This window comes from Bacteroides sp. 519, assembly GCF_010500955.1.
Classification (GTDB): Bacteria; Bacteroidota; Bacteroidia; order Bacteroidales; family Bacteroidaceae; genus Bacteroides.
In genome coordinates this window covers 60,606-75,105 of sequence record NZ_QVMJ01000018.1, presented here as the reverse complement: position 1 = coordinate 75,105, position 14,500 = coordinate 60,606, and the positions used below count along the sequence as shown (strand labels likewise).

9 protein-coding genes are annotated in these 14,500 nt (G+C 41.1%); 7 read left to right on the top strand and 2 right to left on the bottom strand.

Annotated features, from left to right (window positions below):
- Positions 1-5: 5 nt before the first annotated feature.
- Together D0T85_RS15085 and D0T85_RS15080 are read left to right on the top strand one after the other, a co-directional pair.
- Positions 6-1,109: an ABC transporter permease gene (locus D0T85_RS15085; protein WP_163214358.1), complete on the top strand. Its 1,104-nt coding sequence runs from the start codon at positions 6-8 to the stop codon at positions 1,107-1,109.
- Between the two features lie 2 nt (positions 1,110-1,111).
- Positions 1,112-2,224 (top strand): ABC transporter permease, encoded by a 1,113-nt coding sequence (locus D0T85_RS15080; RefSeq protein WP_163214357.1) that lies wholly within the window; start codon positions 1,112-1,114, stop codon positions 2,222-2,224.
- A 5-nt stretch (positions 2,225-2,229) separates the two neighbouring features.
- Here the strand turns inward: D0T85_RS15080 and D0T85_RS15075 are convergent, their stop codons facing one another.
- Positions 2,230-4,854 (bottom strand): valine--tRNA ligase, encoded by a 2,625-nt coding sequence (locus tag D0T85_RS15075; RefSeq protein ID WP_163214356.1) that lies wholly within the window; start codon positions 4,852-4,854, stop codon positions 2,230-2,232.
- A gap of 119 nt (positions 4,855-4,973) precedes the next feature.
- On the opposite strand from D0T85_RS15075, the gene D0T85_RS15070 reads away from it, so the two are divergent.
- On the top strand, positions 4,974-6,014 hold the full coding sequence (locus D0T85_RS15070) for a DUF3810 domain-containing protein (RefSeq protein WP_163214355.1): 1,041 nt from the start codon (positions 4,974-4,976) through the stop codon (positions 6,012-6,014).
- 13 nt (positions 6,015-6,027) lie between these two features.
- Positions 6,028-6,822, top strand: a complete 795-nt coding sequence (mazG, locus tag D0T85_RS15065) for a nucleoside triphosphate pyrophosphohydrolase (protein ID WP_163214354.1) — start codon at positions 6,028-6,030, stop codon at positions 6,820-6,822.
- A gap of 581 nt (positions 6,823-7,403) precedes the next feature.
- On the opposite strand, the gene D0T85_RS15060 is transcribed toward mazG, so the two are convergent.
- Positions 7,404-8,579: an AraC family transcriptional regulator gene (locus D0T85_RS15060; RefSeq protein ID WP_163214353.1), complete on the bottom strand. Its 1,176-nt coding sequence runs from the start codon at positions 8,577-8,579 to the stop codon at positions 7,404-7,406.
- Between the two features lie 262 nt (positions 8,580-8,841).
- Here D0T85_RS15060 and D0T85_RS15055 point away from each other — a divergent pair, with 262 nt between their 5' ends.
- From D0T85_RS15055 to D0T85_RS15045, 3 genes are read left to right on the top strand one after another with little or no spacing between them, the layout of a single operon-like run.
- Entirely contained in the window at positions 8,842-9,660 is an 819-nt protein-coding gene (locus tag D0T85_RS15055; protein ID WP_163214352.1) for a fimbrillin family protein, read from the top strand.
- Positions 9,641-11,617: a hypothetical protein gene (locus tag D0T85_RS15050; RefSeq protein ID WP_163214351.1), complete on the top strand. Its 1,977-nt coding sequence runs from the start codon at positions 9,641-9,643 to the stop codon at positions 11,615-11,617. Before D0T85_RS15055 ends, D0T85_RS15050 begins: the two co-directional genes overlap by 20 nt.
- A 26-nt stretch (positions 11,618-11,643) precedes the next feature.
- On the top strand, positions 11,644-14,496 hold the full coding sequence (locus tag D0T85_RS15045; RefSeq protein ID WP_163214350.1) for a fimbrillin family protein: 2,853 nt from the start codon (positions 11,644-11,646) through the stop codon (positions 14,494-14,496).
- The last annotated feature ends 4 nt before the right edge of the window (positions 14,497-14,500 follow it).

Sequence of the window (14,500 nt, the reverse complement as noted above, 5' to 3'; positions counted from 1 at the left end):
ATAAGATGAAACAATTCATTGCATTTATAAAAAAAGAGTTTTACCATATATTCAGAGATGTGCGTACCATGCTCATCCTCTTGGGTATGCCCATTGCACAGATCATCATATTTGGCTTTGCCATCACCACCGAGGTAACAAATATTCGGATTGCTGTTTATGATTTATCTAAAGATGTATCAACCCGGCAAATCATACAGAAACTTGAGGCAAACAAATATTTTACCTTAGCTATGTACCTCAATAATCCCGAAGAGATTAACAAAGTTATGGAAGAAGGTAAGGTAAATATGGTATTGGTGTTCGACAGCGATTTTCATACCAATATGTTGCACACAGGCGAAGCTTCGGTACAGGTGATTGTAGATGCAACCGACCCCAATCAAGCTTCAACAATAACAAACTATGTTACTAATCTTTTAACACAATACCAACAGGAAACATCGACACAACGGGCCGCAGCATTCAGAATCAACCCACAGATAAGAATGCTCTATAACCCGCAGATGGAAGGTGCTTACAACTTTGTACCCGGTGTTATGGGAATGATACTGATGCTTATATGTGCCATGATGACATCTATTGCCATTGTTAGAGAAAAGGAGAGGGGAAGCATGGAAATTCTTCTTGCTTCACCCATAAAACCAATCTTTATCATTGTATCGAAAGCAGTACCCTATTTTGTGCTTTCAATAATAAATCTTTCTACAATCCTGATGTTATCCGTTTTTGTATTAAAGGTTCCCATTTCCGGGAGTTTGTTGCTTATTATATCAGCATCACTTTTATTTATTCTTGTAGCTTTGCTCTTCGGGTTGTTAATATCAAATGTGGTACAAACGCAGGTAGCTGCCATGCTGATATCCGGTATGGGACTAATGCTGCCCACCATGTTACTGTCGGGCATGATGTTTCCGGTTGAAAGCATGCCTCCCCTTTTGCAATGGATAGCTTCGGTTATGCCTGCACGGTGGTACATTCAGGCAATAAAGAAATTGATGATTCAGGGAGTAGACGGCATATATGTAATTAAAGAATTTACCATTATGCTGATCATGATTTTATTCTTATTGGTAGTGAGTATTAGAACATTTAAGATGAGGAAGTAAGAATGCTGAAGTTTTTATTAGAGAAAGAGTTTAAACAGATATTCAGGAATCCTTTTATTCCTCGGGTAATTCTTTTTATGCCGGTAATGATATTGCTCATTATGCCTTGGGCTGCCAATCAGGAGATAAAGAATATTCAGTTATCAGTTATTGATAACGACCATAGTTCGTACTCCGAACGGTTAATAAACAAGGTGATAGCTTCCGGCTACTTTATTCTTAAAGATGTTTCCGGCTCAAACGATGAAGCAATGAAAAGCATTGAATCCGGCGAAGCCGATATCATACTCGAAATCCGTCCGGAGTTTGAGAAAGAACTTATTAAGAACGGAATAACCGAAGTTATGATTTCGGCCAATGCGGTGAATGGCACCAAGGCCGGTTTAGGATCATCTTATCTGGTAGCAATTCTGAATGATTTTTCGGCTGATATAACATCAGAATGCGGACTTAATGCCGGCAGAAAGATAACATCGGCCATAAATGTAGTTCCGCACAACAAGTATAATGTGTACATGGATTATAAAGTATTTATGATTCCGGCACTGGTTGTAATGCTTCTCACTTTACTTGGCGGATTTCTACCTGCATTAAATATTGTTGGAGAGAAAGAAAGCGGTACAATTGAGCAAATAAACGTAACCCCGGTAAACAGATTAATATTCATTTTGGGTAAACTCATTCCCTACTGGGTGATTGGTTTTGTAGTACTTACCGTTTGTTTTATATTGGCTGCACTGGTTTACAGACTTCTGCCGGTTGGCAATTTGTTAATTGTGTATCTGTATGCCAGCATCTATATATTGGTTGTTTCCGGTTTGGGACTTGTAATCTCTAACTATTCGGATACCATGCAACAGGCCATGTTTGTTATGTTCTTCTTCATCCTGATTCTGGTATTGCTAAGCGGCTTGTTTACCCCTATAAACAGTATGCCCGAATGGGCTCAGCTGATTACTAAAATAAATCCGCTGAGCTATTTCATACAGGTTATGCGTTCTGTTTACCTCAAGGGTAGTGGCATGATGGAGTTGTTACCACAGCTCTTCGCACTGTGCGGATTTGCTGTGGTATTTAATGTGTGGGCAATTGTGAGTTATAGGAAACAAAATTAGGAATCTTATTTCTTCAACGCAGCAATGCTTTCTTTCAGTGAATTAATAATACTTTCTGCATCAGCCTGTTTCTTGCGTTCCAGTTCCAACACCTGTGCGGGAGCATTATTCACAAACTTTTCGTTGCTAAGTTTCTTCATTACTCCTGCTAGGAATCCTTCTTTGTGTTTCAGTTCGGCTTCCATGCGGGCAATTTCGGCTTCAACATCAATCATATTACCCAGTGGTACAGCAAACTCGGTGGTGCCAATCATAAAGGTAGAAGCACCTTCGGGTTTAGTGTTTACTACTGTTATAGCAGATAGGTTACACATCTTCATGATTACAGCATTAACTTCGGCAGCTGGATTTTCGCCGATAACCTGTAGTTCAAGTGTATCTTTCTGTGCAATGTTCTTTTGCAATCGGATAGTACGTATATGACTGATAACCTCTTTTGCAATATCAAATGTTTCTACAAACGATTTATCTACATACGTATCCATGCTCATTGGGATAACCATAAGGCTTTCTCCGTTATCTCTTGGATACATTTGTTGCCAAATCTCTTCGGTAATAAACGGCATGAACGGATGCAACAGTGTCAGCAGGTTTTCCAGATAACCAATAGTGGCATCGTATATGGTTTGGTTTATTGGTTGTCCGTAAGCAGGCTTAATCATTTCCAGGTACCAGGAAGAAAAATCATCCCAGAACAATTTGTAAACAGCCATTAGTGCATCGCTTATACGATATTTGCTGAACAAATCGGCAACCTCAATAGCAGTGCGGTTTTGTACCGACTCGAACCAATGTGTTGCTAGTTTTGCAGCTTCCGGAATTTCAATGTTGCTGTCAACAGTCCATCCTTTAATCAGGCGGAAAGCATTCCATATTTTAGTGGCAAAGTTACGTCCCTGTTCGCAAAGTGCTTCGTCGAAGAGAATATCATTTCCGGCGGGAGCCGATAACATCATTCCCATACGTACACCATCGGCACCATACTTATCAATCAGTTCCAATGGGTCGGGCGAGTTACCTAGCGATTTAGACATTTTACGTCCTTGCTTATCGCGTACAATACCTGTGAAGTACACATTGCGGAAAGGCATATCACCTTCATACTCGTATCCGGCCATAATCATACGGGCTACCCAGAAGAAGATAATATCCGGTCCGGTTACCAGGTCGCTGGTTGGATAGTAATACTTCATTTCTTCATTTCCCGGGTCAAGAATTCCGTTGAACAAAGAAATAGGCCACAGCCAAGACGAGAACCAGGTATCCAAACAGTCTTCATCCTGACGAAGATCGTTCAGTGTTAATTCCGGATTTCCTGTTTTTTCTTTAGCCAGCTCCAGCGCTTCCTGTTCGTTCATGGCAATTACATAACCTCCTTCGGGCAGATACCAGGCTGGTATACGGTGTCCCCACCATAGTTGGCGACTGATGTTCCAGTCTCTGATGTTCTCCATCCAGTGGCGGTATGTGTTTTTATATTTGGGAGGATAAAACTTCAGTTCATCATCCATTACAGGCTTCAAAGCTATTTCGGCAAGGTGTTCCATTTTCAGGAACCACTGCATAGATAGTTTGGGCTCAATTACCACATTGGTACGTTCGGAGTAACCTACTTTGTTGGTGTACGATTCTTCTTTTTCGAGCAAACCGGCAGCTGCCAGATCTTTTACAATCTGTTTACGAACGTCAAAGCGATCCATACCAACATAAAGTTCTCCTTCTTCGGCGATGGTTCCGTTATCGTTGAAGATATCAATAATGGGCAGATTGTATTTCTCGCCCAACATATAGTCGTTAACATCGTGTGCAGGAGTAACCTTTAAGCATCCTGTACCAAATTCTACATCAACATAATCGTCTTCGATTACAGGGATAACCCGATTTACCAAAGGAACAATTACTTTCTTTCCTTTCAGGTGTGCATTCTTTGGATCGTTAGGGTTAATACACATAGCTGTATCGCCCATAATGGTTTCGGGGCGGGTGGTTGCAACAATTGCATAACCATCTTCGCCTTCAATCATATACCGAAGGTAATAGAGCTTTCCGTGTTCTTCCTTATAAATAACTTCTTCGTCGGAAACGGCGGTAAGCGCCTGAGGATCCCAGTTTACCATACGTACACCGCGGTAAATCAGTCCTTTATTGTGTAAATCAACAAACACCTTTAATACGCTTTCACTTCGTGTTTCGTCCATGGTGAAGGCTGTGCGATCCCAGTCGCACGAAGCACCTAACCGGCGAAGTTGTTTCAGGATAATTCCGCCATGCTCGTGTGTCCATTCCCAGGCATGTTTCAGGAACTCTTCACGTGTAAGGTCGGTTTTCTTGATTCCCTGAGCGGCCAGTTTATTAACAACTTTGGCTTCGGTTGCTATAGAAGCATGGTCGGTACCCGGTACCCAGCAGGCATTTTTGCCTTCCATACGGGCGCGGCGTATCAGAATATCCTGAATGGTGTTGTTAAGCATGTGTCCCATGTGCAACACACCGGTGACGTTAGGGGGCGGAATGACGATAGTGTATGGCTCACGACTATCGGGTTTTGAACTGAACAAATTATGCTCCATCCAATATTGGTACCATTTGCTCTCTACATCAGCGGGGCTGTACTTACTTGCTAATTCCATGATTCTATAACTTAATTTGAGATTAAGGGTACAAAATTAATAAATATATTAAACCCTAACTTATTTTTTCAATTAGTATCTACTTAATTTATTTACTTTTGTAGTCAAAATACAAAAAAATGAAGAAAAAGTACTTTCTAATTATACGATACTCAATCTTAATCATCTTATTGTTTGTAATACAAATAACCAAAATAACGCCTTCGTGGGGCGAAGTATATTCCCGCTCTTTGTATCCGGCTATTGCAAAAACACTATCGGGCTTTTCCGGTTTATTTCCTTTTTCGGTAGGCGACCTTTTTATTCTGTTGGCAATTATCGGACTTTTTGTTGGACTTATATACGCCCGCTTTCATAAAATTAAGTTTAAAAAGAGACTCTTAGGTGGAGTTGAATACCTGCTTTGGATATATGTGTGGTTCTATCTGGCTTGGGGCCTCAACTATGGACAGCCTAATTTTTATCAACGTACCGGTATTGAATATGTAGCCTATAATAAGGAAAACTTCCGGGAGTTTCTTGATGCGTATGTTACTTCTTTAAATAAATCGTATGTGCCCATCTCTAAGATAGATAAAGAGATTACCGGACAGATTATAAATAATGAATATAAGAAGGAGGGTTTAAATCCAGGTATTCATACTTTGCAAGGAAATCCACGGGCAAAAACAATGCTGTTCTCTTCTTTATTTTCTAAAATGGCTATACTGGGTTATATGGGCCCCTTCTTTTGCGAATTCAATTTAAACCGCGAGCTTCCTGTATCGCAATACGCCAGTAGTTATGCACACGAGCTATCTCACTTTTTGGGCATAACAAACGAGGCAGAGGCCAGCTTTTATGCATACCTTATTTGTTCACGGTCTGACGAACCCACTATACGCTTCTGTGGTTACCTTTCGGTCATGAACTATGTATTAAACAATGCAAGTGCTTTGCTTACCGAAGATGAGTTCCGGGAAGTTTATTTAAAGATTAAACCGGAAATAATGGAACTGGCCAAAACAAACAGAAAATACTGGCAAGATAAATATAGCAAAACAATAGGAGAAGTACAAGATTGGATTTACGACCTCTACCTGAAAGGGAACAATATTCCAAGCGGAAGAAAGAATTATTCGGAAGTAGTAGGGTTGATGGTATCTTGGTATTACTCATAACTCAAAACTCAAAATGCATACAAAACAAGAAAAGATGGAAGCTTTTGCACGCTTCCTGGATGTATTAGACGAACTGCGTGAAAAATGTCCGTGGGACAAGAAACAAACCAACGAAAGTCTGCGGCCTAACACTATAGAAGAGGTGTACGAGCTATCGGATGCTATCCTTAAAAAAGACGATAAAGAGATTTGCAAGGAACTGGGCGATGTACTGTTGCATGTAGCTTTCTATGCAAAAATTGGCGATGAAAAAGAAGCCTTTGATATAAAAGATGTATGCGATCGTCTTTGTGATAAGCTGATATTCCGTCACCCACATGTGTTTGGAAACGAAACTGCCGAAACAGCCAGTCAGGTATCCGAGAATTGGGAACAATTAAAGTTGAAAGAAAAAGATGGTAATAAAACCGTGTTGAGTGGTGTACCTGCTTCTTTACCTTCGTTAATTAAATCGTATCGAATTCAGGATAAAGCCCGTAATGTGGGTTTCGACTGGGAACAGAAAGAAGATGTATGGGGAAAAGTTAAAGAAGAGTTCGAAGAGTTGCAGGTAGAAATTGCCAATATGGACAAAGATAAAGCCGAAGCCGAATTCGGCGACCTGTTCTTTAGCTTGATTAATGCCGCACGCCTTTATAAAATAAATCCAGATAACGCACTGGAACGTACCAACCAAAAGTTTATCAGCCGATTTAACTATCTTGAACAACAAACCATTAAACAAGGCCGAAGCTTAAAAGATATGAGCCTTGAAGAAATGGATAGGATATGGGAAGAGGCGAAGGGATTGGAAAGGGAGGTAGAGTGAGGTAGAGGAGGTAAAGGAGTTAAGTAGGCGATGCCGCATGGATTCCCCTCCTTGGCTAAGGAGGGGTGGCCTTTAGGCCGGGGTGGTTGGACTACCAAGCATAGTGTATAAAACAGTGTTGTATGTACACCAACCACCCCGCCCGTTGGGCACCCCTCCTTAGCCAAGGAGGGGAATCCATGCGGCATAATATCAAATTAAAATCCTCAATTGCGAAACCATCCTGAAATTTATCCCCTCCCAGAAGTTTAAAACTCGAAATTTGCCAGCACACCAGCACAAAAGCTACTTACGCGCCTGATTAGCAATCAATTAAAGCGTGCTGGCAAAGTGTGCTGGCAAATATCATTACAGCATTGCCAGCACGCGAGATGTGCATGAAACAACTAGTTTCATTTCGGTTTTGTACAGTGAAACAAGTTGTTTCCTATATAGAAAACAAGTCGTTTCCTACATAGAAAACAAGTGGTTTCCTATATAGGAAACTAGTAGTTTCCTACCGTGAAACCGTTGGTTTCCTACTGTGAAACTGTTGGCTTTCTACCGAGATGTCGTTGGCTTTCTTTATAGAAGCAAAAATGCTATAGTATATTTCTTTGCCACTCCCTGAATGTGATGCCGGTTTGTTTCTTGAATGTTCGGCTAAAGGATGAAGAATGAGAGAACCCTGATTGGGTAGCAATATACTCTTGTGTATAATGAGGGTTCTGTTGAAGAAGGTTTTTAGCATATTCAATGCGTAACCCATTAATGTATTCCGAAAAATTACAATTGAATTCATCATGTATGAGGCGCGATATGTACGTGCGGTTAGAATGAATCATTTGTGCCACATCGTCCAGGTGGAGGTCTTTATTAAGAAACACTTGTTCATCTTCCATTAAACAAATAAAGTCGGACTTAATTTTACTGGTAAAGCCTATAGGTTCCTGTTCTTGTTCAGGAACAACATTTTCCGAAAGTGCCAAGTCGCTAACAAAACTATCGGCAGTATAATTCGACAGGTTTACATGGTAGCAAATGTAATAGAGAACAACTCCAATAAGCGTCATGATTACAGAAACCCATATATCATATTCAACATATAAGGTGTATCCAAAGCCGGCAGTTGCAACAAGTAAAACCAAAAACAAAATAAGCCCTCGCAATACTGCCCGGCTATGCTCTATACTTTTACCTTCTAAATTAGAAAAGAAACCTTCTAACTGCTTTTGATATGTATAGAGGCGCCTGATAATATAAATAAGTACAAATGTAGTTTGCAAAAGCAACGATATACTATATGTATATTCATTGCAGAATTTCCGGATATAGGTATATGGAGGCGGGAGATTTAAGGCTTCTTCGCTGTGATTTTCGAGCATATTTCTGATAAATGCAATGGATTGTTCTTCACCAATCGACCAATAAGCAATGGCTGTTACACCTCCCAACAGAACCGGAGGAATAAATAACAAGACGGTTCCCCATGTAGAAGTTTTTCGGGTGTCGCCCGTTAAAACCTTGAAATATAAAAATATAACCGGAACAAAAGAGAGGGTCGAAAAACAATCTAAAATATCTAATTTGTAATACAGGCTGTAGTTTTGACTGTAATTCCAGTAAAAAGCCGATACACTTGTTGTAATAGTAATCAGCCCCATGGCCACTGCCCATATATGTTGCGAACGAGAATTTCTTTTCCAATTTAAAAGAAAGAAAATAGCCCAGAATAAAGAAACAAATGCAGGTATGAATATTGTGTAATTTTTTATCATTAGTCGTTGCGTTGGAGCTGCAAATTTAATTGTTTTTCTAATAGTATTTTAGTATTTCTTAATGAATAATGTAATTGTGCTGTTTTTTACATAAACATACCATTTTTATACTCGTAATTGTGAATTTGCTAAATGTTTTTACGAATTGCAATATATTCATCTCCTTGTTCTGAACCTTGTTGCATGGGGCGTTGTTAATTTTGCTGGTTGAAACAGAATTATAAACACTTGTGTAAAAATCAGAATATTAAAACATGAATTTATGAATCAATTAAAGAACCTATTACTGCTAAGCTGTTTGTTGGTGGTTGCAGCATGTAGTAACAACAATGGGGTCGAGGTGGATGCCCCGGCACCAATAACCGCCCTTACTGTGCGAAGCAGTGGAGTATCGTTTACTACCGGTGGAACCCTGTCGGTACGTTTATCGCAAAATTACAACAAAGAACTGGTGTTCAATATCGCTGCCGATGGCACTGCTACTCTTGACGATGCATCGCCTGTATTAACCCTGAACAATACCGATGCTGCCAGCCTGAATGGTTGGGTGTACGGAAAGATAGACGGTGAGTACTTTTCTTACAATGGCAATATAACTGCCGCCAAGGCCGATGCCGACAACTGGACCATAAGCTGCACACTTGCACACATGGAAGCTAAACTTAAACTAACAGTGCAAACTGCTGATGGCAGTGATTTACCTGCCGATGTTACCTGTAGTATTGTAGCACCCGGGCTCAAGCGCCTTATTGAGTACGAATGGATAGATAATGCATTAGGTATTTATACCGGCAGTGATCCCGATATTACCGGCATCAATGTAGCCCACAATGCCGAAGAACTTATTTATCCGGCAACACTTGCTGCCGACGAAGAGTTTTTTACAATCATCCTTACACAAGAGGGTGGAAAGTATAATAATAAAGAATATAAAATACTTGTACCAACCGGAGGATTCATGTTCGAAGCCGGCAATCTGTACAACCTCACTGCCAAGCTTAACGATATAGCTCAGGCATCGGCCATTACATTAAGTAGTATCAACGAAAAAACAATTCAATATGAAGAAATTTTTAAATAACATAACACTGCTTGTAGTAGGCGCATGCCTGTTTGCGTGTGACGCTAACGAGGCAGTGGAAAACAAAACCCCAATAACCATTGGCGCCATTGGCGTGGCAGGTACAACACAGGTACGTGCCGCCGATAACACTTTCTTTCAGGAGGGTGATGTACTTAACGTTAACGAATACAAATTTGCCTACAATGCTGTAAACGGACAATGGACTCCGGTGGGTGGCATATTATATCAGGAAGATTGGACACCACAGGATATTGCACTGTCGTTCGGGTCGGAAACCCTTGTAGCCAACCAAACAACAGCCGAGGCTTTACACGGTGCCGACTATATAAAAGGTGCTGGTATGCTAACCGGCAATGTAATCAGTTCCGATGGAAACCTTACACATGCATATACACGCATTGATATTCGTTTAACAAAAACCGGCGAATGGAGTAGCGCACAAGAGTTTTTGGCTTATGTAGAATCGGTAAAGTATGATACCGGAGCTGATGAAGTATCATTCTATGTTCGTCCCGAATCGGGTAATGTTATAGTGGCTTCGGCCGTTATGCCTTTCGAATTCGATACAAATCCGGTTGCTTTCGAAGCAACTATTGCAACCGCATCCGGCCGTGAACTAGCTTTAAAGAGTACAGTTTCGGGGGATGATTTTGCTGGTAAATGTATTACGATCAGTGCTAATCTGGAACAACGTGCACCTCTATCTGATATAGTTATTGATGTTAACGATTGGTATGATGTAGGTTCTATCGATGATCTGGCTGCCAATGAAGTAGACAAATCAGTAGAGCATGCATTGGCTTTTGTTGAATGGGCAAATACATCCAGCGAATGGAATGCCGGGTTTACATTGGAATACGATATTGACCTTAGTGATGTGGCTTGGGAAGAAATAGCTTTGGCACAGGGACGTTTCTATGGTGTTTTAGATGGTAATGGGCATTCAATAACAGGATTGAAAGCTGGTAACACAACAACTACCCAAATAGCACTTTGTAAATATTTGTATGGAGCGGTGAAAAACTTGACATTTATTGATGCTGAAATAACAGGAACATCATATGTTGGTGTAATTACTGCCAGTAATAGTGGTACAATAGAAAACTGTATAGTAAGTAATAGTAATATTACAGGAACAGGTTCGACTATAGGTGCTATTGCAGCAAGTGGTTCAGGTACAATAATAAATTGTACAGTAGAAAATTGTTTTGTTGAAGGAGTAGTTCAAAGAATAGGTGGAGTCGTTGGACTAAATACCGGTAAAATAATAAACAGTAAAGTAAATAATGTAACAGTTGATGGCACAACTGGATTCTATGTTGGTGGTATTGCAGGTGATAATTATGGTTTAATTATAAATTCACACGTTGATGGTGGTGAAATCAAATCTACATCATATCTGTTAGGTGGTATTGCAGGAGCTGAAGGTAGTGTCATTGCATGTAGTGTAAATAATGTCACCCTTTCTGCTGATAATGAATTAGGTGGTATTTCCAATTGTGGTTCGGTAATAGCATCATTGATTACAAATTCAACTATTAATACTACTAGGTATAGCTTGGGCGGAATCATAGGAAGAAGTTATGGTGTTGCTTACAAACTACAAGGTAACATTGCAATGTTTACTTCTGTTACAAATGGAAGAACCCCAGTTGGCGGAGTAGTTGGAGAAACAAAAGACGATGACCCAACCCTAATAAAAGACAACTATTGGTATTCAACACCATTCCCTGACGGGACAAATGCTTTAGGTGATATATCTTATAGTAATATTACTGATGCTAATCACGGTTGTACCTCTTTCACCGACCTTTCAACAGTAGTTGAAGAAGCCGTATCGGCCATGAACACCGCCATTGCCGACTATAACGCTGATGCAGATGATGATAAAAAGTGTAACTACCAATGGCAATACACTGCCCAAAACGGTTTTGAACTGGTAGCCACTAACTAATAAATGTATAAACAAAGAAACGATATATGAAAATAAACAACTCTTTACGCAATTCGTTGCTATTGGTAGCCGGTCTATGGCTATCGGCAACATCTTGCCAGAACGATAATACCACCATCACCAACCGTGTACCACTTAATGTGGGTACGGCGGATATTACCCGTGCAGCAGATACTACATGGGATAAAAACGATGCCATTGGTATCTTTACCTTGACTCCCGGTACAAATAATGTAACCGATGCTCAGGCTAACCGTAAATATGTAGCTCAGGCAGGTGGGGCCAATGCCTCATTCAGCCCTTCTGCCGAAAACCAAACAGCCTATTATCCCACCAATGGCGATGCTGTAGAGGTACTGGCCTATTATCCTTACAATGGACAACAGGCAATGGACAATGGGCAGTTGCCGGTAGATGTTAGTAATCAGTCGGCGTTGGCAGCTATCGACCTTATGACTTCGGCACGGGTAGAAGGTGATAACGATAATCCGGATGTGGCACTGAGCTTTGAACATCGCCTCAGTAAAATGGAAGTAAGTCTTTCGGCAGCTTCGGGTACAGAGATCAACTGGACATCGGCTACACTTACATTGCGTGGCACAGCTACCAAAGCAACTTACAATTTGTATACACAAACGCTTAGCGGTGCACAATCGGTAGCCGATATTGCAGTTCCTTTGCGTAGTACCGCAACCGGCATGCAAGGTACAGCTATTGTATTGCCTACAGCCAAAGGAGCTTCGCTGCAACTGGTTGTAGTGGCTGGCGGTCACGAATATATTGCAACTCCTTCTGATGAAGCTTATTTTGGTGAAGGCGAAGTAACAAGTTTCCGGGTAACTCTGCGTCGTGAAGTGTCTGGCCCAACAGCTGCCGAAGTTTCGGCCACCATCCGTCCATGGGGTGAAGGACACGAAGAAGACTTAGAAGCCATCAACTTTATTGTTCCAACCGATCCAACAACCGGTGCACCCGAAGTAGAATCGTTCACACTTTACAAAAACTATGGTACCGACACACAAGAAGCAGTAGATTATACCTACAACGCCGATGTACAAAAGTGGGACGCTACCCCTGCACCGTACTATCTGGAAGATATAAAGGAAGACGATACATTTATGGCTATCCATACCCCTGGAAACGATCAGGCCGACCAAGTTACAGGTGTAAAAGATATGCTACAATCGCAACCTGTAAACATAACCGATGGTAGAATAGTACTTGCATTTGAACATCTCAATGCCCGGCTGACAGTGAAGTTAGCACGTGGTGCAGGTATGGACGAATACGTCGATCTCAATACGGCTACAATTAAACTGTTAGGACACACCTTTGAAGGCACTCCCCAAACTCTATTTGTAGAGCCTGCTACTATTGGTGAAATTAACATAGCCATTGCCGATACCAACTTCACGATAGAAGATGCCAAAATAACACTGAAAGCTGGTACCGATAATATCGTGACCATTATCTTGAAGGTACAATCGGATAAGGCAATGGCAGCTGTTGAAGCTACAGTAAAACCCTGGCAAACGGGAGTTGAAGAAGACTTGGAAGCCATCAACTTCATTGTTCCAACCGATCCAACAACCGGTGCACCCGAAGTAGAAAACTTTGTACTTTACAAAAACAAAGGAACTGCAAACGAAACATCGGCTACATATACCTACAACAGTAATACCCAGAAATGGGATGCCAATCCGGCTCCTTTTTATGTAGACGATATTACAGCCGATGATACGTTTATGGCCATCCACACCCCGGAAGCAGACCCTATAACCGGTATAGCCGATGTGTTGGAAACAGCCGAACCAGTAAAACTAACAAACGGGGTTATTAACCTGGCATTTATCCACGCCAACAGCCAGTTAGTATTTAACTTGATAGCCGGTACAGGTTTCACTGCCGATCTGACTACTGCCAAGGTTGCATTGCATGGTTTCGGTACCACTGCCTATACAGCCACCGGCAATTCTATATTTATTGTAGAAAAAGGAACGTTGGCCACCACCGGAACATACAAAGTAGTAATAACCCTCGAAGGCAAAACCTACGAATGCGATTTCTCGGCCAAGCTTGCCGGTAAAGAGCTAGTAGCCAATACATCGTATATTTTCAATGTAACGTTGAATCCCACCGCAGTAAGCGTAGGCGAAGTAGTAGTTAGCGATTGGTTAACAGGTGATTCAAACTCGGGCTCAACCCAAGCCAACAACATCACTCAAGGCTCTTTCAGCTTTCCCAAAGGTAAACCGGGAGCAGGCGAAATCGTTATTTCTACAGGCACCAAAGGCCAGGCCGGTTATTACGAAACCATTTATGTATGGGATGGAGCCGATGATACGGATTTTGTATTGAAAACCGGATCGCAAGATATTCTGTGGGATAAGCTCGACACAAGTGTGAAACACAGCTTTACACTGACATTTACATCGGATGCAGCAACTCCTGAGAAAGATATCATATCGCAAACCATTACCGATGTAGTTTGGGGAAGCAAACTAAACTTTACCGATTTAAAACGTAAAAACAGTTTGTTTGTTGTTGAGTTGAAAGCCGGCGAAGGGTATACCGATGCCAATTTAACCTGGGATAAAGTAACACTTACCTGTAACTTAGACAACAGCACTGGTACTGAATTTGGCATTGCCGAGGGTAAGGCAGTGGTGAAACCACAAAACATAACCACTACGCATCAGTTAAATCTGGCTGTTGGATTGAATAATTACACCCTGAACCTGAATGAAAAGTTCAGCAAATTCGAAGCCAACAAGAGTTATACATTAACCGTTTTTGTACATAAAGACAAAATCGTAGTCGACTCTGTTAGTGTAGAAGACTGGGAAGGCATAGCAGCTGATGGGGATATAGAGTATTAATTAA

What these genes read in the sequence shown, in the direction of transcription:
- D0T85_RS15050 (WP_163214351.1), top strand. Translation starts at nt 9,641, where the DNA reads ATGAAGAAATTTTTAAATAACATAACACTGCTTGTAGTAGGCGCATGC.
- D0T85_RS15080 (WP_163214357.1), top strand. Translation starts at nt 1,112, where the DNA reads ATGCTGAAGTTTTTATTAGAGAAAGAGTTTAAACAGATATTCAGGAAT.
- mazG (WP_163214354.1), top strand. Translation starts at nt 6,028, where the DNA reads ATGCATACAAAACAAGAAAAGATGGAAGCTTTTGCACGCTTCCTGGAT.
- D0T85_RS15070 (WP_163214355.1), top strand. Translation starts at nt 4,974, where the DNA reads ATGAAGAAAAAGTACTTTCTAATTATACGATACTCAATCTTAATCATC.
- D0T85_RS15045 (WP_163214350.1), top strand. Translation starts at nt 11,644, where the DNA reads ATGAAAATAAACAACTCTTTACGCAATTCGTTGCTATTGGTAGCCGGT.
- D0T85_RS15075 (WP_163214356.1), bottom strand. Translation starts at nt 4,854, where the DNA reads ATGGAATTAGCAAGTAAGTACAGCCCCGCTGATGTAGAGAGCAAATGG.
- D0T85_RS15085 (WP_163214358.1), top strand. Translation starts at nt 6, where the DNA reads ATGAAACAATTCATTGCATTTATAAAAAAAGAGTTTTACCATATATTC.
- D0T85_RS15060 (WP_163214353.1), bottom strand. Translation starts at nt 8,579, where the DNA reads ATGATAAAAAATTACACAATATTCATACCTGCATTTGTTTCTTTATTC.
- D0T85_RS15055 (WP_163214352.1), top strand. Translation starts at nt 8,842, where the DNA reads ATGAATCAATTAAAGAACCTATTACTGCTAAGCTGTTTGTTGGTGGTT.